General features: G+C 63.7%; 18 protein-coding genes. 9 read left to right on the forward strand and 9 right to left on the reverse strand.

The features are described from left to right. Positions 1-125 precede the first annotated feature (125 nt). Positions 126-731: an NADPH-dependent FMN reductase gene (locus EN804_RS04970; protein WP_127873489.1), complete on the reverse strand. Its 606-nt coding sequence runs from the start codon at positions 729-731 to the stop codon at positions 126-128. 90 nt (positions 732-821) lie between these two features. On the opposite strand from EN804_RS04970, the gene EN804_RS04975 reads away from it, so the two are divergent. Next, positions 822-1,190, forward strand: coding sequence for a helix-turn-helix domain-containing protein (locus tag EN804_RS04975; protein ID WP_127281183.1), 369 nt, complete (start codon positions 822-824; stop codon positions 1,188-1,190). Between the two features lie 504 nt (positions 1,191-1,694). On the opposite strand, the gene EN804_RS04985 is transcribed toward EN804_RS04975, so the two are convergent. Both EN804_RS04985 and EN804_RS04990 read right to left on the reverse strand, forming a co-directional pair. Further along, positions 1,695-2,090, reverse strand: coding sequence for an acyl-CoA thioesterase (locus EN804_RS04985; protein WP_127279779.1), 396 nt, complete (start codon positions 2,088-2,090; stop codon positions 1,695-1,697). A gap of 371 nt (positions 2,091-2,461) precedes the next feature. After that, complete coding sequence (locus EN804_RS04990; protein WP_127279780.1) at positions 2,462-3,403, reverse strand: phosphoribosylaminoimidazolesuccinocarboxamide synthase; 942 nt, start codon at positions 3,401-3,403, stop codon at positions 2,462-2,464. Between the two features lie 205 nt (positions 3,404-3,608). On the opposite strand from EN804_RS04990, the gene EN804_RS04995 reads away from it, so the two are divergent. Genes EN804_RS04995 through EN804_RS05005 form a run of 3 tightly spaced genes read left to right on the forward strand, consistent with a single transcriptional unit; the run spans position 3,609 to position 7,350 of the window. Continuing rightward, positions 3,609-5,225 (forward strand): GMC family oxidoreductase N-terminal domain-containing protein, encoded by a 1,617-nt coding sequence (locus EN804_RS04995; RefSeq protein ID WP_135918789.1) that lies wholly within the window; start codon positions 3,609-3,611, stop codon positions 5,223-5,225. Then, complete coding sequence (locus EN804_RS05000) at positions 5,222-6,436, forward strand: mandelate racemase/muconate lactonizing enzyme family protein (RefSeq protein WP_127279782.1); 1,215 nt, start codon at positions 5,222-5,224, stop codon at positions 6,434-6,436. The genes EN804_RS04995 and EN804_RS05000 overlap by 4 nt, the downstream gene beginning before the upstream one ends. Beyond that, the gene (locus tag EN804_RS05005) at positions 6,433-7,350 is read left to right on the forward strand and encodes an NAD(P)-dependent oxidoreductase (RefSeq protein ID WP_135918790.1); all 918 of its coding nucleotides are present in this window, start codon (positions 6,433-6,435) and stop codon (positions 7,348-7,350) included. Before EN804_RS05000 ends, EN804_RS05005 begins: the two co-directional genes overlap by 4 nt. Before the next feature lie 277 nt (positions 7,351-7,627). On the opposite strand, the gene EN804_RS05010 is transcribed toward EN804_RS05005, so the two are convergent. Continuing rightward, positions 7,628-8,566, reverse strand: coding sequence for a diacylglycerol kinase family protein (locus tag EN804_RS05010; RefSeq protein WP_127873617.1), 939 nt, complete (start codon positions 8,564-8,566; stop codon positions 7,628-7,630). Positions 8,567-9,317: 751 nt separating this feature from the next. On the opposite strand from EN804_RS05010, the gene EN804_RS05015 reads away from it, so the two are divergent. The 4 genes from EN804_RS05015 (at position 9,318) to EN804_RS05030 (ending at position 12,561) form a co-directional block, all read left to right on the forward strand. Further along, positions 9,318-9,752 (forward strand): DUF4383 domain-containing protein, encoded by a 435-nt coding sequence (locus EN804_RS05015; protein WP_127278524.1) that lies wholly within the window; start codon positions 9,318-9,320, stop codon positions 9,750-9,752. Positions 9,753-9,758: 6 nt separating this feature from the next. Then, complete coding sequence (locus EN804_RS05020; protein WP_135918791.1) at positions 9,759-10,889, forward strand: hypothetical protein; 1,131 nt, start codon at positions 9,759-9,761, stop codon at positions 10,887-10,889. Between the two features lie 15 nt (positions 10,890-10,904). Continuing rightward, complete coding sequence (locus EN804_RS05025; protein ID WP_135918792.1) at positions 10,905-11,903, forward strand: alpha/beta hydrolase; 999 nt, start codon at positions 10,905-10,907, stop codon at positions 11,901-11,903. Between the two features lie 136 nt (positions 11,904-12,039). Then, complete coding sequence (locus tag EN804_RS05030) at positions 12,040-12,561, forward strand: hypothetical protein (RefSeq protein WP_127873621.1); 522 nt, start codon at positions 12,040-12,042, stop codon at positions 12,559-12,561. Positions 12,562-12,568: 7 nt separating this feature from the next. Here the strand turns inward: EN804_RS05030 and EN804_RS05035 are convergent, their stop codons facing one another. From EN804_RS05035 to EN804_RS05045, 3 genes are all read right to left on the reverse strand, one after another. Further along, positions 12,569-13,192, reverse strand: a complete 624-nt coding sequence (locus EN804_RS05035; RefSeq protein ID WP_127873622.1) for a hypothetical protein — start codon at positions 13,190-13,192, stop codon at positions 12,569-12,571. Positions 13,193-13,265: 73 nt separating this feature from the next. Beyond that, positions 13,266-14,888, reverse strand: coding sequence for an FAD-binding oxidoreductase (locus tag EN804_RS05040; protein WP_135918793.1), 1,623 nt, complete (start codon positions 14,886-14,888; stop codon positions 13,266-13,268). A 180-nt stretch (positions 14,889-15,068) separates the two neighbouring features. Next, positions 15,069-15,311, reverse strand: a complete 243-nt coding sequence (locus EN804_RS05045; protein WP_015316128.1) for a DUF1344 domain-containing protein — start codon at positions 15,309-15,311, stop codon at positions 15,069-15,071. 438 nt (positions 15,312-15,749) lie between these two features. Here EN804_RS05045 and EN804_RS05050 point away from each other — a divergent pair, with 438 nt between their 5' ends. Then, positions 15,750-16,244, forward strand: a complete 495-nt coding sequence (locus EN804_RS05050; protein ID WP_135918794.1) for a DUF2314 domain-containing protein — start codon at positions 15,750-15,752, stop codon at positions 16,242-16,244. A gap of 15 nt (positions 16,245-16,259) precedes the next feature. On the opposite strand, the gene EN804_RS05055 is transcribed toward EN804_RS05050, so the two are convergent. Together EN804_RS05055 and EN804_RS05060 are read right to left on the reverse strand one after the other, a co-directional pair. Further along, positions 16,260-17,258 (reverse strand): hypothetical protein, encoded by a 999-nt coding sequence (locus EN804_RS05055; protein ID WP_246693368.1) that lies wholly within the window; start codon positions 17,256-17,258, stop codon positions 16,260-16,262. 145 nt (positions 17,259-17,403) lie between these two features. Then, entirely contained in the window at positions 17,404-18,480 is a 1,077-nt protein-coding gene (locus EN804_RS05060) for a CapA family protein (protein ID WP_135918795.1), read from the reverse strand. Positions 18,481-18,505: the final 25 nt, after the last annotated feature.

Raw genomic sequence — 18,505 nt, forward strand, 5'->3', positions numbered from 1 at the left:
ATCATGCGAGTGGGCGCGAGAGACGCAATTGACTGCGGGCGCAGCCGCAACTTCTTTGCAAGAACCCCAATGAAAAAGGGCGGCGCAAGCGCCGCCCTTCGGGAGGATGATGATCTGCTACGAGATCAGGCCGCCTGGGCTTCCCCAACGACGGCATCGGCGGCACGAGCGGCTTTCAGTACCTTGGCCCACCAGGCGACGTCGTTGACCAGCGCGGTGGCGGCCTGGTTCAGGTGCTCGAGATCTTCGAGCTTCTTCTCGCCCTGGCGCACGGCAAGGAAATCGCCCCAGGCGATATGGACGGCGGACTTGACCGGCGCCATCTGCAATTCGACGGCGTGCAGACGAAGCTGCTCGACGGCGCGCGAGCCGCCGACACTGCCATAGCCGACAAAGCCTGCCGGCTTCTTGTTCCACTCGTTGGCGGCGTAGTCGATGGCGTTCTTCAGCACGGCCGTCGGGCCGTGATTATATTCGGCGGCGGTGAAGATGAAGCCGTCGAATCCGGCGACCTTCTTCTGCCAGCGCTGTGCGACTTCGTTCTGCGACGGCGCCCAGGCCGAAGACGCTACCTCATCGAAGAAGGGCAGCGGAAAGTCGCGCAGATCGACAATTTCGACATCGATATCGGCATGTGCCTTGGCGATCTTGGCGATCCACTGCGTCGGCACGTCGGCGAAGCGGGCGGCGCGCGTCGAACCGATGACAATGGCGATTTTGGGCTTGGACATAAGGGGCTCTCCTTGCGGGAATTTTTGGTATCGTTTGGATACCGGCGCTATATGTGATACTGACAAACAGGCGCGCAAGGAGGCACGTTTTTGTTACTGAGGCACCCGCATAACACCGAGGACTGCCGGGCCGTGTCGGAGATCCTGCAGCGCGTCGGCGACAAATGGACCGTGCTCGTGGTCGGCAAACTGGGCGGCGGACCGCTGCGTTTCAACGAGCTGCGCGCGGCCGTCGGCGGCATCTCGCAGAAGATGCTGACGACCACCTTGCGCGGCCTGGAGCGCGACGGCTTCGTCACGCGCAAGGTGTTTCCGACCATTCCGCCGCGCGTCGATTACGAGCTGACCGAACTCGGCCATGAGTTGCTGGTACCGGTCGGCGCGCTTGGCGAATGGGCGCGCAAGAACACCCAGCGCGTTCAGTCGGCGCGCGCCAGATTCGACGAGATGCAAGCCTGAAACCCTTGCACGGCAAGGGCTCCGGAATTCGCACCGAGCGACGCTGCGTGTTTGCAGGGAAGTCATGGTTCCCTGAAATAGACGCCTTGGTCCGCTGAAAAAGACCTGGGAGTTTGTCTGTGGCGCTCGAGGCTCGGCCTCACGCATGCTCGCGCCCCGCGACGGTGACCGCATTCCAAAGGCAGCCAATCAGGCTCTTGGCGCCATGGCCCCGCAAGGCATCGGGCTGCAGATCGCGCACGTCGCTCTCCGCTCCTTCACACCAGTCGTGTCATGCAAACAGGCGGTGCGCCCGAGGTCCTGTTTGACTTCGGCATAAGCAGTTATGCCGAGCAGGCAGGCCAGGGCGGCGAGAGCCGCCGCAAGCCAGCCGTTCAATAGGTGTTGACGCATTGTCTTCCTCCGACGCCAGCAGAATTGGCCGTGGAGGCAACGGCAGGATGTCGCTGAGCGCATCGCTCCGCTCGGGCGATGTTACAAATGTCGCGCGGTGGCGGTATCGAATCAATTCTCGGCTGGAACGGCTTTCGGCTTGCCCTCGCCGTCGAGCGCCACCATGACGAAATCGGCGTGGGTGACCTTTTCCATCAGGTCGGAGAGATAGCGCTGCGCCCAGGCCTCGACCTTGAGCGTCATCGAGGTGCGGCCGACGCGTTCGACATGAGTGTAGATGCACAGCGTGTCGCCGATCTTCATCGGCTTGGCGAAGGACATCTCCTTGACCGCCGCCGTCACCACGCGGCCCCTGGCGCGCTCGGCGGCGCGAATGCCGCAGGCAAGGTCCATCTGCGCCATCACCCAGCCGCCAAAAATGTCGCCGGCCGCATTGGCGTCCGAAGGCATGGCCAGCGTGCGCAGCGTCAGGTCTCCGATCGGCCGTCCATCCGCGTACTGCACCATGCGAGAAATCCCTCGATATAATGATCATCGGTATCGCCACGGCAGGAATAGGTCAACGCAAGGCAGCCCCCGCTTCCTCGCCTCCATGGGATCACAGGCTCGCCGGTGGTGCCCCATTTTCGGTGATAGTGGGTTTTGGAGAGGGCTTCCCCCACTCCGTCGCTGCTTCGCAGCGCCACCTCTCCCCCCTCCGGAGGGAGAGGAAGGGAGCCCGGCCAGGCAAGCTCGCGCCTTTCCTCTCCCCGTCGATCGGGGGGTCCGAAGGACGGGCGAGACCCGCGGCTCGCCCCGGCAAGGTGTCGAGCGAAGCTCGACGGAGTGGGGGTCGACTGCGCGGCGTAAGACCAGGCGCTAGCTGAGAGACGCACCTCTCAAAAATAATCTGCAAGGTTAGCTCGGATACGATCGAGAACCGTATCCCCGGAAAGGTCGGGAACGAATGCCTTGCCCGTAATCGCCTCGAAGGCCTGGGCATAGACACGCGAAGCCTGTTCGACGACCTCGTCCGGGATCCTCGGGATCGGATCCTTGTAAGGATCGCAGCGCGCCGCCACCCACGAGCGGATGAAATCCTTGTCGAAGCTCTCCGGCCGCGTGCCATCAGCCAGCGCCTGTTCGTAGCTCGCCGCGATCCAGTAGCGGCTGCTGTCGGGCGTGTGGATTTCGTCGGCGAGAATGATCGTCCCGTCCTTGTCGGTGCCGAATTCGTATTTTGTGTCGGCCAGGATCAGGCCGCGCTCGGCGGCGCGCGCCTGGCCGCGGGCGAACAGCTGCAAGGCGTAGCTCGAAACGGTCTCCCACTGCGCCGGCATGAGCAGGCCCTGCCCCAGGATCTCGGCCCTGGACAGCGGCTCGTCATGGCCGCCATCGGCGGCCTTGCTCGTCGGCGTGATGACCGGTTCGGCCAGCTTCTCATAGTCGCGCAGGCCGTCCGGCAGGCGCATTCCGTACATCTCCCGTTCGCCGCGCTTGTACCGGGTCAGGATGGAGGTGCTGGTGGTCCCGGCCAGATAGCCGCGCACGACGATCTCGACCGGCAGGATCTCGAGCCTTGTGCCGACGACGACGTTGGGGTCGGGATATTCCAGCACATGGTTCGGACAGATGTCGGCGGTTTCCTCGAACCAGTAGCGCGCCGTCTGCGTCAGGATCTCTCCCTTGAACGGGATCGAGGTCAGGATGATGTCGAAGGCGCTGAGACGGTCGGTGGCGATGATGATGCGCCTGCCGTCGGTCAGGTCGTAATTTTCGCGGACCTTGCCCCGGTAATAGCCCGGCAGTTCGGGAATGAAAGCATCCGACAGGACACGCATGGGTTCTCCTGCCTTGTGCAGAGTGGCCGATGTCCCCGCATAGTCCGTCGACCCCATGCATATCAAGCGCGATTGTCGGTATTCCCCACAACCCGGCCGGATAGACCAGTCGCTTTTTTCACAACCGATGCCGGAAGGCGCGGCGACGCGGCGAACTCGTGGCGTCTAGGCTGCGCCCTGTTTTCAGGAGCCGCCCATTTCCATCATGCAGACCTATGATTTCATCATCGTCGGCTCCGGCTCGGCCGGCTCGGTGCTCGCCGACAAGCTCTCGGCCTCGGGCCGTTTCTCCGTGCTGGTGCTGGAGGCCGGCGGCAGCGACCGTCGCTTCTACGTGCAGATGCCGCTCGGCTACGGCAAGACCTTCTTCGATCCCACGGTGAACTGGAACTACAAGACCGAGCCGGATCCCGGCCTTGGCGGCAATGTCGACCACTGGCCGCGCGGCAAGCTGCTCGGCGGGTCGAGTTCGATCAACGCCATGGTCTGGATCCGCGGCGCGCGCGAGGATTTCGACGACTGGCGCGCCGCCGGCAATCCCGGCTGGGGCTATGACGATCTGTTGCCGGCCTTCAAGGCGCTCGAGGACAATGAGGCCGGCGCCGACCAATGGCGCGGCACCGGCGGCCCGCTTCACATCAGCGACACCACGAACGCCGTCCACCCACTGACGAAGCGTTATCTCGCCGCCGGCCAGCAGGCCGGCCTGCCGCTCAACCCCGATTTCAATGGTGCTGCCCAGGAAGGCGTCGGCATCTACCAGATCTCGACCAAGAACGGCCGCCGCATGTCGGCCGCCCGCGCCTTCCTGCGCCCGGCGATGAAGCGCGCCAATGTCCGCGTCGAGACCAACGCACTGGCGAGCCGCATCCTGTTCGAAGGCAAGCGCGCCGTCGGCGTCGAATATCTGCGCAACGGTGAGACCAGGACGGCACGAGCCGGCCGCGAAGTGATCCTCTCCGCCGGCTCGATCAACTCGCCGCAGCTCATGCAACTCTCCGGCATCGGCCCCGCGGCATTGCTCAAAGGCTTGGGCATCCCGGTCGTGCAAGCCAACGAGAATGTCGGCGCCAATCTGCAGGACCATGTCGGCATCAACTACACCTTCAAGGGCAAGCTGCCGACGCTCAACCAGATCCTGCGGCCCTGGTGGGGCAAGCTTCTGGTCGGCATGCAGTACATCCTGACGCGCTCCGGCCCGCTGTCTTTGTCGATGAACCACGGCGGCGGCTTCTTCCGCACCGATCCGGCCTTCTCGCGGCCCAACATGCAGCTTTATTTCCAGGCCTTCTCGACCCTCATCCCGAAGAACGGCGAGCGTCCGATCCTGACGCCTGACCCATGGCCGGGCTTCTCCATCGGCCTGTCCAATTGCCGCCCGTCGAGCCGGGGCGAGATCATGATCCGCTCCAGGAACCCGCTCGATTATCCCAAGATCGTCGCCAACGCCTATTCCACCAATGCCGATGTCGACGAGATGCTGGCGGCGGTGAAATTCGTGCGCAAGATCGCCTCGATGCCGGCCATGGCCGAGATCATCGCCGAGGAGGTGTTGCCCGGCCCGTCGATCCAGTCCGACGCCGACCTGATCTCCGATTTCAGGAAGCGCTCCGGCACCGTCTATCACCCGGTTTCGACCTGCCGCATGGGACCCGACCCCTCGCGCTCCGTCGTCGATCCGCGCCTGAAAGTGCATGGCCTTGAAGGCCTGCGCGTCATCGACGCTTCGATCTTTCCCGACAACATCACCGGCAACACCAACGCCGCCTCGGTCATGACCGGGTGGAAGGGCGCCGAACTGGTTCTGGAGGAACACACATGAAGATCACCGACGTCAAGACCTGGGTTGTCGGCAACCCGCCGCCCGGCATCGGCGGCAAATATTTCATCTTCGTCAAGCTCACGACCGACGGCGGCGTGGTCGGCTATGGCGAAGCCTACAATGCCACCTTCTCCGCCCATGTCACGGCCAGGATGATCGAGGACATGGCCGAGCGCTATCTGATCGGCCGCGATCCGCACGACATCGAAAACTTCTTCCGCCGTGCCTATTCCTCGGGCTTCACCCAGCGTCCCGACGTCTCCGGCATGGGCTGCTTCTCGGCACTCGAAATGGCCTGCTGGGACATCGTCGGCAAGGAAGCGAACAAGCCGGTCTACAAGCTGCTCGGCGGCCAGGTGCACGAGACGCTGCGCTCCTACACCTATCTCTACCCGCACACGGGCAGCGTCCATTCCGAGGACGCGCCCGATGGCAGGAACGTCTACAACGACCCTGAGATGGCCGCAGCCTGCGCGCTCGAATATGTCGAGCAGGGATTTAATGCCGTCAAGCTCGACCCGGCCGGCCCCTACACCGCCTTCGACGGTCATCAGCCGCGTCTCGTCGACATCGATGTCTCCACCCGCATGATCAAGGCGATCCGCGAGGCGGTCGGCACCCGCGCCGACATATTGTTCGGCACGCACGGCCAGTTCACCGCATCGGGCGCGCTGCGCATGGCGCGCGCCATCGAACCCTACGACCCCCTGTGGTTCGAGGAGCCGGTGCCCCCGGACATGCCCGAAGTGATGGCGCAGGTGGCGCGTGCGACTTCGATCCCGATCGCCACCGGCGAGCGGCTGACGACCAAGTCCGAATTCGCCCGCGTCATCGAGAACCGCGCCGCGACCATCCTGCAGCCGGACCTCGGCCGCTCCGGCGGCATTCTCGAAACCAAGAAGATCGCCGCCATGGCCGAGGCCTACCACATCCAGGTCGCGCCGCATTGCTATTGCGGGCCGATCGTCGGTGCCGCCAACATCCAGCTCGCGGTGACACTGCCGAACTTCCTGATCCTGGAATCGCTGAAGCAGTGGGACGGCTTCCACGCGACGCTGCTGAAGAAGAAGATCGAATGGCAGGACGGCAACGTCATCCCCTCGAAGGAGCCTGGCCTCGGCGTCGAGCTCAACGAGGCGGTCTGCGACGCGCATCCTTACACCGGCAAGGACCTGCATCTGCAGATGATGCAGATGCCGCTGATGCCGTGAGCGAAAGCTACGCCTTCATCGGCCTTGGCCATCTCGGCGGAAACCTTGCCGCCAGCCTGATCCGCAACGGCTTTGCCGTTACCGTTGTCGACCGCGACCCCACCGCCGTCGAGCGCCTTGTCGCGCTCGGCGCCACGGCTGCCGGCAGTCCCGCCGAGGCCGCCGCCCGCGCCGGCAATGCCATAAGCTGCCTGCCTTCACCAAAAGTCAGCGAGGCAGTGCTGGCCGGCCCGGGCGGATTGCTGGAAGGCCTGCCCAAGGGCGGCACCTGGATCGAGATGTCGACCAACGGCCGCGACGAGATTTTGCGGCTTGCCGCCCTCGCCTCGGCCAAGAGCGTCGAGACATTGGAATGCCCGGTCACCGGCGGCGTGCATCTGGCGGCGGTGGGCAAGATCACCGCGCTGGTCGGCGGCAATGCGGCCCTCTACAAGCGCCACCGCCCCGCCATCGAAGCGATGTGCGCCAAATCGTTCCTGATGGGGCCGATCGGCTCGGCGGCGGTGATCAAGGTGATCACCAACATGCTGGCCTTCATCCATCTGGTCGCCGCCGGCGAGGCGCTGATGCTGGCCAAGCGGGGCGGGCTAGACCTCGCGCAGAGCTACCACGCCATCGTTGCCTCCTCCGGCAACAGCTTCGTCCACGAAACCGAAAGCCAGCTGGTGCTGAACGGCTCCTACGACATCGGCTTCACCATGGACCTGGCGCTGAAAGACCTCGGCTTCGCGCTCGCCATGGGCGAACAATCGGGCGTGCCGCTTGAGCTTGCATCGCGGGTCAACGCGATTTTTCAGCAGGGCAAGGCAGCCTACGGCGGCGGAGCGTGGTCGACGCAGATCGTCAAATTGCTGGAAGATGCTGTCGGTACCGACCTGCGCGCGCCTGGTTTTCCGGCCAGATTGGAGATGTGATCCCGGCAGACCAGCCAATGAAATCAAGGCGTTGGGCAAGCATCTGGAATCACGGCCTCAACAACTTGAATCAGAGCTGGAACATCCCGACTGGTTATCGGGAGAGAGTTTCGATCACGCTGCACGTCTCGGCGATCGGCAGAAGCACCCCTTCCCTTCGTCATCCTCGGGCTTGACCCGAGGATCCATGCCGTGACCTTGGCCAAAGAATGCGACGGAGCAGAATCAGCACCGTTGCAGCGCTATGGGAACGCTCCACCCCGCTCAACGCCTTCATTCAATATCTCAGCGTCAGGGCCCCCGGCAAAATCTCGAAGGTCGCGGGTATCCGCCCGGGCGACTCGCCGTCTATATCGACCAGCGCGCCATTCTTTTCGGCGTCGCCGAGCGGTTCGACCACCACTTTCCGGCCGCGCAGGATAGTGATGGCGGGGTGGTTGCGGTGCCTGCCGCCATAGAGCAGCCTGATATCCCAGATCAGCTTCAGCTTGCCCGCCGCGCGCAGGATGACGATGTCGAACTGTCCGTCGGCCAGCTCCGCATCCGGCGCGATCATCATGCCGCCGCCGAAGAATTTGCCGTTGGCCACCGCCACCAGCGCCATGCGCGCCTCGACCGGGTCGCCGTCATCGACGGTGATCCTTACGTCCTGAAAGCGGTAACGGACGAACTCGACCACGGTGCGCCACAGGAACAGCGCTTTGGCCGACATCCTGCCCTTGCGCTTGTCGGCATTGACGGCGCGGTCGGTGGCGCCCGACAGGCCAAGGCTGGCGATGTTGATGAAGTGGCGGCTGGCCAACGCGCCATGCTCGTCGATGTAGCAGATACGGCCGGCATCGACCGCCCTTGCCTTGGCTTCGGCAATCCGCTTCAGCGTCGCGTCGATCTCCGTCGGCAGGCCGAGGCCGCGCGCGAAATCGATGCCTGTGCCGCACGGCAGGAGGCCGAGTTCGGTTGTCCTGCCGCCCTCCTCGCGGGCCTGCAGCAACCCGTCGGCCACTTCGCTCGCGGTGCCGTCGCCACCGGCCGCGATCACCAGGTCGAAGCCGTTTGCGGCGAGATCGAGCGCAAGCCGCTCGGCATCGCCCTCGGCCTGGGTCTCGCGCAATTCGAAATCGCCGAAGTGCTTTTTCAGCGCGGCGGCGACATCGGGCCAATGCCGTTTCAGCCGGCCGCCGCCGGCAATCGGATTGAGCACCACCCCGACCTTCAATGCTTTTCCTCCCCCGGAAGGCGCCGGCCCGATCCTGCCGGCCCCGATCCTTTGCCAGCATTGAAACCCGCGCCTGTCGGCAGGGCAAGGGGCACCATCGGTTCGTTCGCCGAAAAAGCGGGGCAGGCTGTCTAAGGTGTTCGCGCTTGAATTTCCCTGACTTCTGGCATCGGTCCCCGATAATCCCGCTATCCACAGGGGCAAGCCCATTCCCCACAACCCTTACCCGGCGTAAGTTCAACCCATCTCAGGCGGCTACCGATCGCCAAGCCGAAAGGCGAAGTGAAAGGCGGATTTCCTGAGGCCCGTACGGCCCGGATCGAGACCAGGCTTGCCTGTTCGAGGGATGGTAGCCGAGACCTACGGGGCCGCGGAAAGCGTGCCAACGCCGACGGCGGACCGATGCTGCCATGAAGGACGGCAAAAACCTTCGATGGCACGCAGGGCAAAGCCCGCAAGGGCCAAGACCAGCGTGGTCTGGAACGGATGCTGCCTTCGGGTGGCTTCTGGCAGGACCGTCAAAATCAAGGCCGGCATGGCGCGACGACTTTACGGAAGTTGCTGCCGCGACCGTGTCCTGATCTGACAGGGAGGCGCTGGGAGAAATCCCGGCGCCGACTGTCTTTCTTAACCCTCGCAAAGTCCTTTCCCGGCGAAGTTGCGGGCGCCGCTTCACCGCGCGTCAAAATCGGTTAGTATCGCTGCGTCGTCAGAGTCCGTCTGCAACGGGCTTTTCGGAGGGGGATACTTCATGACGCTGATCCAGAAGCTTGCCATCGCCTACGCGTTCCTGTTCTTCGCGGTCGTGGCCATCGGCTACATTCCGGCCTTCAACGATGCCGACGGCAATCTGTTCGGCCTGTTCTCCCTGCAATGGTATGACGACCTGCTGCATGCCTTTTCAGGCGTCTGGGCGCTGGCCGCCGCCTTCATCTCGCACCGCCAGGCGGTGTTCTATTTCAAGCTGTTCGGCTCGGTCTATCTGTTCGACGGCGTGCTCGGACTGGTCACCGGCTCCGGCTGCCTCGATGCCGGCATCTTTATCAACGGCTTCCGCTCCCTCAACGACATCGAATTCCCCACCCGCTTCTTCGCCAACCTGCCGCACATCGTCATCGGCGGGATCGCCGTCTATATCGGCTTCTGGCTGTCGAAGCGCATCTACGACCACTTCGCCACGGCCTGATCGGCCATGTTCCTGTTCCGCTTGATAAAGCGCATCGTCAAGACGATCCTCTGGCTGATCGTCATCGTCATCCTGATCCCCATCGCCGGGCTTGCCTATGGCTTCCTGACCACGCCGTCACTCGACAGGACGCCGCTGCCCGGCATTGCCGACGGGGCGCCGCCCAAGGCGCTGGCCGACAAGGTGCGCGCCGAAATTCCCGGCTACCAGCGGCCGGAGGAATCGACCTTCCTCACTTATCCGGAATGGGCGATCGTCTACGCCGCGCGCGAATATGCCGGTTTCGTCGCCAAGGACCAGCCGAGCGGCTTTCCCTACTGGTCGTATGTCGGCCGCTTCTGGCAGGATTACGCGACGGTGATCCGCGCCAGTTCCCCCTACAAGTTCAACTACGCCAACCACCAGATGCTGGTCATCATCGGCACCAGCCATTCGATCGAGCATATCCTGCAATGGGCTTATGAGAACACGGTCGGCCGTATCACCGAGGCGGCATCGACCAAGCGTACCGCCGCCGACATCTACCAGGCCAAGGTGGCGGCGGATTATGCAGCTTTTCTCGACCAGGTGCCGTGGTACCAGTTCCCCTACGCGCAAAAGCGCGCCGGGCTGTTTGCCGTGCAGCCGGCGCCTGGTGACAGTTCCATCCGCACCAGCGAACGCAAGCTCGCCTTCGGTCTCGCCGACACCATCAAGCAAGGCTATGCCGATCTGATCAAGCAGGCGCTGGCGGCGACCTCCCACCCGGCCTTCCTCGATGTCCATGTCTGGGCCAAGGGGCCGGTCGGCGAGGCCACCCGCAACGAGCCCGACACCTTGCTGGAACGGGACATGGGCCAGGACGGCACCGTCTTCGTCACCAAGCGCTATCAGGTCTTCACCGACATGATCCCGCGGCTGATCGACAAGGGTGTCTCCTTCGTCGAGATCGGCGGCAATGACGAGATCATGGTCACGGTGCTGTCGACCGACGCGATCGCCATTCCCGAAGGCATGCGCATCCTGTTCAGCTATCCGCTCCCGGCGGATCCCTCGACGCGCCGCACCGGCATGGTCGTGGCCGTACGCAAGCTGCATCTGGTGCTGCCGTCGCTGATCAAGGCCGGCGCCAGGCTCGAACACGTCTACGACTACTGAGGTGACAGCCCTGCCATGCGTCGACTGATCCGGATTGTCGGCTGGCTCGCGTTCACGCTGCTTGTGCTGATCATGGTGGTGCTCGTCGGCTTTCGCGGCGCGGCGGCCTGGCGCGAGACGCTGTCGCCGCAGGAGGCTGCGCCGGCGGGAGCCCTGTTCGTGACGGTCGGCGGGCTGAAGATGCACTACCAGGTCTGGGGGCCGCCGGACGGGCCGCCGCTGCTTTTGTTCCACGGTACGGCGTCGTGGGCCGAAACCTACCGCGATATCGCAGCACCGCTGGGTGAACAGGGCTTTCGCGTGATCGCCGTCGACATGCCGCCCTTCGGTTATTCGGAAAGACCGGCCGACCAGGATTATTCGCGCGCCGCTCACGCCAGGCGTGTCCTTGGCTTTGCCGACGCGCTCGGCCTTCGCCATTTCAGCATCGGCGTCCACTCTTATGGTGGCGGAGGCGTGATCGAAGCCGCCTTCTCGGCCCCGGATCGCATCGATGCGCTGATCCTGCTCGACGTGGCGATTGGCCTCGGCCAGACCGAGGCGCCCGCCCCACCGTTCGCATCTCTCCTGAAAAGGGACTGGCCACGCCAGCTCCTGACCGCCTCGACCTTCACCAATCCGCTCATGACCGGGTTCGGTTTGCGCCAGTTCATCGAGAACGATGATCTGGTCACGGCGGAGCGCATCGCCATCTACACGCGCCCGCTGAACGTCACGGGCACCACCAATGCCGTTGGTCACTGGCTGTTCAGCGGCCTCTACAATGACGAGCGGAAATCGCTTGCCGCCAACAAGGCGAATTATCGCGCCTTCACACCGCCGGTCCTCGTCATCTGGGGACGAGAGGATTCGACCACGCCGCTGGCCCAGGGCGAAGAGATCGCCTCGCTGTTTCCACACGCCGAACTGGCCGTCCTCGATGGCGTCAACCACATCCCGCAGGTCGAGCGCCCGCACGACGTGGTGCGGCTGATCGCCAATTTCCTCAGACGGATCTTCCCGGGCAGCGGGTAGGCACGCGCCGCCACGCACATTCGACGGTTGAAGCCAAAATCCCGCCTTGTTCGCGCGCAATGGAGAATTGCATGTCGCCTGGAACGCGGCACGCACCTGACTGGGCTGCCGGGGGGCATCTCGAAGGGACGAGACCGTGATCAAGACCGCCCTTGTCGCCATGACCATCGTCGGCTGCGACTGCGACGCCAAGCTGTGCGAATATATCGGCGAGACGCCGGCCAAGTGGTCGACCATCGCCGATTGCGAAGCCGCGATGAAGAGCCAGATCCTGCACGAGCGCAATTTCAATTATCCGCTGGTGTCCGGCATCTGCCGCACCAAGGGGTCGGCGTCCTCATCGCACCTGGCCGCGATCGCGTCAGGCCCGGAACTGAAGCCCGCCAGCCGAACCGTCAGAACGGAGAGCCCGCTGCCGCCGGAGCTCAGCCATCGGCCGAGCGTGCCCGTCGGATCGCCGACGACGGCCCTGGACGCGGCCGCTGCCCGGCCCGTCGCTTATGAACAGGTAGTCGATGGCGGAACCGGCGTGCTCTATCGCACGAAGAACGGCTACGCCGTGGTCAAGACCGATCTCGGCCGCGCCGCCTCGGCAACCGCCGACGCGGCAAAGCGCTCGGTGAACTGGCTGGCCGGCCTGGTGCCGAGCAAGCTCTAGGCACAGCCTACATCTTCAGCTTCAGGCTCTGCCAGAACTTGTCGATCAGCGGCTTCTCGGTCGCCGCATCCTCGCCGGCGACGCGCGTGATGAACAAAAGCCCCTGGTCGGCGCGACCGTAGCCGACGATTTCGAAATAAGCGGTGTCGGTGCGGGTCTTCACCTCGGCGGTGATGCCGGTCAATTCCTTGCCGTCGGCAAGCTTGCGCGTCGTCGGCTGCTGCGTCAGCGCGGCACCTGCCTGCACCGATTCCTTGGTCATCTCCTGCAGCATCAGCTGGTTGAGCGACACCGGGTTCATCTCGCCGTATTCCTGCACCACGACGATCGTGCCCAGCGCCGAGGCCATCAGATATTGCGTGATGTTCTCGCCGAGATCGCTCTTGGTCACCGAAATGCCGCTCGGATGGTTGAAGGAGAAACTGCCGCCGGAAAAGGTGGCGAAATCGTTCTTGTCGAGCTTCACTTCGACCTGTCTGCCGTCCGGCAGCGTCACATGGGTGCTCTCGCCGGCGTCGATATCAACCGCCTTGCCGTCGATCGTCACCTTGAAGGCCTTGAGGTCCTCGGCTCCGGCGGATCCAGCGCACAGCGCGATAAGAGTGAGGGCTGCCGCCGATACCATGCGCATTGATTGTTCTCCTGCTCTATTCCTGAGCAGTTCCGGACGGAAAACCGCTTCACACTTTTCCTGGAACTGCTTCTTATACCACCCCGCTCAGCGCCTTGATGGCACGGTAGAAGGTCGAGGAAAACATTTCCGTCGGGTCATAGCGCCGCTTTGCCGCCAGGAAGGCGGGCAGTTCGGGATAGGACGCCAGCAGCTCCTTGCCCGTATAGTGCAGCTGGTAGGGCAGGAAGAACCGACCGCCATGCTTGATCGTCACGTCGATCAGCGCCCGCGTCAGCGCCCGCATCCTGGCATTGCCATCGGCATCGGCCGGCTGGTTGATATAGAGCACCAGCGAATAGGCCGGCTCCGGCGCGTAGGTCAGCGCCACATCCTCCTTGTGGACGGCGCGCACCGAGGCGTTGAGGACAGGCAGATCCTGGTTGCGCAGGATTTCGCGCGCTTCCGCGATGAACTCGACATAGGCTGCGCGAGGAATAAAATATTCGTGCAGTATGTCGGTCTCGTTCATGAGGTCGTTGAACAGATACGGCACCGAATCGTGCATCGGGTTGTTGCGGGTGACGAGACAGGCCTCGCCCTGGGCAAGCGCCGAGCTGCGCGGCACCGTGCAGCTCTCGAATTTCGGCTCCAGCGTCTTTTCGGTGAACCATTTCAGTTCCTGGAACGCGCTGCCCCACTTGGCCATGTTCATGATCACCCGCTTCAGGCCGACGCCATCGGGTTCACCGAGCGCCGGCTGGTCCGCCGGCGGCTGCTCCGCTACCTTGTCGTAGCGGTAGACGATCATGTCCTCGAGGAAATTGCCCGGCGCCGTCGACAGATGGCCGTAGAACAGGCCGATGTTCTTGTTCGGCTCCAGCACCTCGGCGAAGAATTTCGGAAAGTCGTCGGATTTGATGATCTCGCGCGAGGTGCGGTAGACGGCATTGTCGACGATATCGAGCGTCGCCTCCACCACCACGCCGAACAGGCCGTAGCCGCCGACGACATGGCGGAACAGCTCGCTGTTGTCGGCTGGCGAGCAGGTGGTCACCGACCCGTCGGCCAGCATCACCCGCATCGAGCGGATCGAGCCGGCCACCGAGCCCGCCTGATGGTCCATGCCGTGCGCGTTCACCGACAGCGAACCGCCGACCGAAAAAATATCGGTCGACTGCATCGCCTTCACCGCGAAGCGCGGATGCAGCATGGTCTGGATGTCGTGCCAGCGCGCGCCCGGCTGCAAGGTCATTGTCCTGGCCGCGGCGTCCACCGTGACCTTGTTGAACGGTCTGAGGTCGAGAACCAGCGCATTGTCGTCGAAGGCATGCCCGCCCATCGAATGGCGGATGGCCGCCAGCGACACTTTCAGCCCGTTGGCGCGCGCGAAGGCCAGCGCCTTGGCGATATGCTCTTCCTCGCTGACCTCGACCACGCCATAGACCGGCGTCCTCGACAGGCCGCTGGCATCGTTTATGTCGCCGCCTTTTGCCAGCCAGGGCAGCGACGGATCGAAGGCCGGCGCGTTGTCGATCGGCTTCAGCGGCAGCGCGATGCCGTCGATATCGGCGATGCGTCCGGTGTTCTTCGGCCCTGACGGGCCTCGCGCCAGCCGCGCCACGGTGGTGCCGCCCCACAGGACGGCGCCGCCAAGGACAGCCGCGCCCAGAAGCAGCCGCCGCGACAGGCGAAATCCCTTTTGTTCCTCGGCCATGCAGATCCCCCGCAGCCAAGGAATAGCGCGGCCTCTGGGCAAAAACCATAGCAGCGCTGCCGGAACGGCGTTTCGCCACCGTCGACGCCCGGCGGTGCGTGTCCAAGGTCATGAAAATGGCCGATCCCCGAAGGAACCGGCCAGATTGGAGCAGGGTCTCAAAAGTCCGATCAGGAGTCTCTATGAAGCCTTCTTGATCGACGTCACCATGCCGGTCTTGTCGTCGACGGTCACCGCCACCTTGGCGCCGACCTTCAATTTCCCGACCGACGCATCGGGCGACAGCTGGTAGATCTTGCCGTCGTCGAGGGTGACCGACTTGGTTGTCGGATCGACCGCCTGGATAGTGCCCTGAACGGTCGCGGCATAGGCCGTGCCGAGAAAGGCGAGCAGAGCGGCGGTGGTTGCGAGGGTCTTCTTCATGGATAGCACTCCGTGCTGTTTCGGTTTTCCGGCACCGCTTGGGAGAGGCAGCACCGAACGGCCCGAGACTGGAGCGGAAAGCGCGCCATCGGCAAATCACGTTGAATGAATTTTCGCAAAGGAAATCATTGGCTTAATTCCGACACAATAGCCTCCAAGCCCTCCGATGCCGACAGCTTTCCCGCCCAGATGGAAGCCTCTTCTCCGCACGAAAAGAGTCGTTTGACGGATTGTGGCTCGCGCCGCCGGCGATCACGCGGCCGCCGCAATCCCTTCCCGGCCGCATCACGAAACAGGACTTCGATTTTTCATCGGTACACATTTTATGTCGCGGGGCCGGCTCGAGCCTCCCATTCGGCGGAGAGCAATTTCGCGCTCAGGTTGCAAACTCGAAGCGAATGCGGGATGGTGTCGCGCTTGTGATAAGGGGGGACTTCCATGAAAATCGCCGTCCGGACCACGCTATCCCTGATGCTGGCGATTTTGCCGGGCCTGGCTGGCGCGCAACGCGCCGATCCGGGTGACGACAGCACGATCATCTTTGCTCCTGATGATCCCGACATGGCGTCGGCGACCGCGCGAGCCCTCGCCGGCCTGGATGAATTCCTGGCCTTGTCCGAAACACCTCCGTCCGGCACCGACAGGTTCAAACTGAAGGTCAAGGTGCGTGACGGCAACGTCACCGAACACTTCTGGGTCGTACCGTTTCGCCGCACGGAAACCGGATTTGCCGGCATATTGGCGAACGAACCGGAAGAAGTGCATAACGTCGTGCTCGGTCAGAATATCGAATTCACGCGCAACGACATTTCCGACTGGGGATACACTAGGGACGGCCATCAGGTCGGCAGCTTCACCGTCTGTGTGATGTTCAAGAGAATGTCCAAGGAAGAGGCGGACTATATGCGCGGCAAATACGGCTTCGACTGCTGAGCCTGCTTCGGCCTATCAGATCGCCCCGTCCCTCACGCCGATCTTCCTCACCAAGGCCGCCGTCGCCAGCATGGCGCCCATGTCCGAGATCATGGGCGCGACATGGGTCTGATAATCCAGCGGCACCGAAATGGCGGGCAGTTCGAAGAAGTTCTTCGCTTGCGGCAACAACAGAAAACCGTCGCCGCCATTGAGCGCGACACGCGCCGGCTCGTCCGGCCAGGTTTCGCCGAGCCATTTGAGCGCCTGCGCCAGCCGCCCGGTCACCAGCGGCCGCGCCGCCTCGACATTGTCGGTGCGGAATTCATAGGCGGCGTCGAGAAAAGGCTCGCCCGACGACAGGTCCTGCAGCTTGGACCCAAACACCCCACGGAAAAAGCCGACGACCGCATTGGTTCGCCGCGTCGCCACCAGGATTCCCGGGAACGGCTCGACGGCCTCGAAGGCGACGATGACACCCTTGAATGCAGTCGACGAACCCTTGCCGTTCCCTTCTCGCAATTCCGTCTCGTAAAGCTCGAACGGAAACTCTTCGTAGCGTCCGGAAACGACATCGTCGAAGGACTGCCGGTTGAAAGGCCCGACCGTCTCGCGCGGCAGCCGGTCGAAGGAGTTCGGCCTTCCGCCATGCTGGTAGTGCACATCGCGGATGAAACCGAAGATGATGGGCAGCAGCGTGTCGCGGAACGATTGCTGCAGCCGCGTCGCCGGTTTCATGGCCTGGAAATAGAGCAGGACCGAAGCGGCGAAGCCGATGACATAGAGAAATACATGCGGCGTCGAGAACCATTGCTCGTGGGGATCGGCGACCTTGTTGAACAGCCAGGCAATGAGCGCGACGAAAACGACCGCCAGGCCAACGAACAATGGGACGCGCCACTTGACCCTGCGGGCGACCGAGGCCCTTGTCGCTTCGTATGTCTCGATGTCCTTCTTGATGGCCGCGATAGCTGCCGCGCCCGGCATGAAATCCGCTGTTTCCACCGCCACCCCCGCAAGCCTCGACGAATTCATGATAGCTGGTTTTTCAGGAGACGCGCCAGACGGATGGCACTTCTTCCTTCTCCCCTTGTGGGAGAAGGTGGATCGGCGCGTCAGCGCCGAGACGGATGAGGGGTGTTCCAGCGGAGTGAGGCGTTGGTATTCCCTGGAGCACCCCTCATCCGGCCGCTTCGCGGCCACCTTCTCCCACAGGGGGAGAAGGGAAGATCGCCCTCAGCCGACCCTCGACCTTTTGCCGCATTCCACCTTCCAATCCGTCCACCGACACCAGCCGCTCATGGTCGCCCACGCGTAGCCGCATGAATGGAAGCAGCCGATAGGCGGCGACCCTGCCGCGCGTCTGCGCTTCAGCACTGACGTCGACGATGAAAATCCCGCCGATACGCCCTGGCCATGGCTGGCGGGCAAAAGCGGTGCCGAGGAAGTCGCCGAGCCCATAGGCGACGATCGCCTCGCCGATCCGCTGCACCGGCTGCACGACATGGGCATGATGGCCGGCGATCAGCCCGACGCCGTGCCCGGCCAGCCGCCGCGCCAGCGCCCGCGTTCCGGCACGCGGAAAATGCCGGAATTCCCAGTCCCAGTGCGGCACCGCACAGAGGAGATCGATCCCCGCGCTCGCCTCGCGCGGCCAGCGCGCCGGATCGCCTTCCATCAAGACGCGGCCGGCAAACAGGCTTTCGTCGGCGTTGCGCCAGAGCGTGAAAGCGGCGAAGCCGAGAGCGATCGGCCCGACCGCGAAGCGTTCGACCGGGCCAGTGGCGGCCAGGCCGATGGTGCGGATATCGAGCAGCCTCAACGTGGCCGCCGTCGCGTCGAAACCGGCGACACCCTGGTCGAACACATGATTGTTGGCCAGCGACAGCACGAGTTTTTCGCGCTCGATCCCGACCGCCGCCAATGCTTCCACCAGAAAGCGTTCGCTCATCGCATGATGCGTGCCGAGCTTGGTCCCCAGCACGGCACTTGGCTTGTCCACGATCGGGCTTTCGCAATTGCCGATCACCAGGTCGGCAGTGCCGAGCAGCGCCTTGATCGCCGGATCGCACGCCGGCGTGCTGCGGTTGGCCACGGCCGAGATGTCGCCGACGAAGGCAAGCCGCACCATCTGCTTTGGCGACGGGTCCATCAGCGTCCCCGCCGCCGGGGCAAACCCGTTGGCGTCGCCGCCAAGCGACGGCTTCAGGAATCGTGGCAGCCAGGACAGTTTGTAGGAAAGCGGATAGTTCGACACGCGACGCCCAATTTGCTTGCCCTGT

It is taken from the genome of Mesorhizobium sp. M8A.F.Ca.ET.161.01.1.1 (genome assembly GCF_004792105.1).
Lineage (GTDB): Bacteria > Pseudomonadota > Alphaproteobacteria > Rhizobiales > Rhizobiaceae > Mesorhizobium.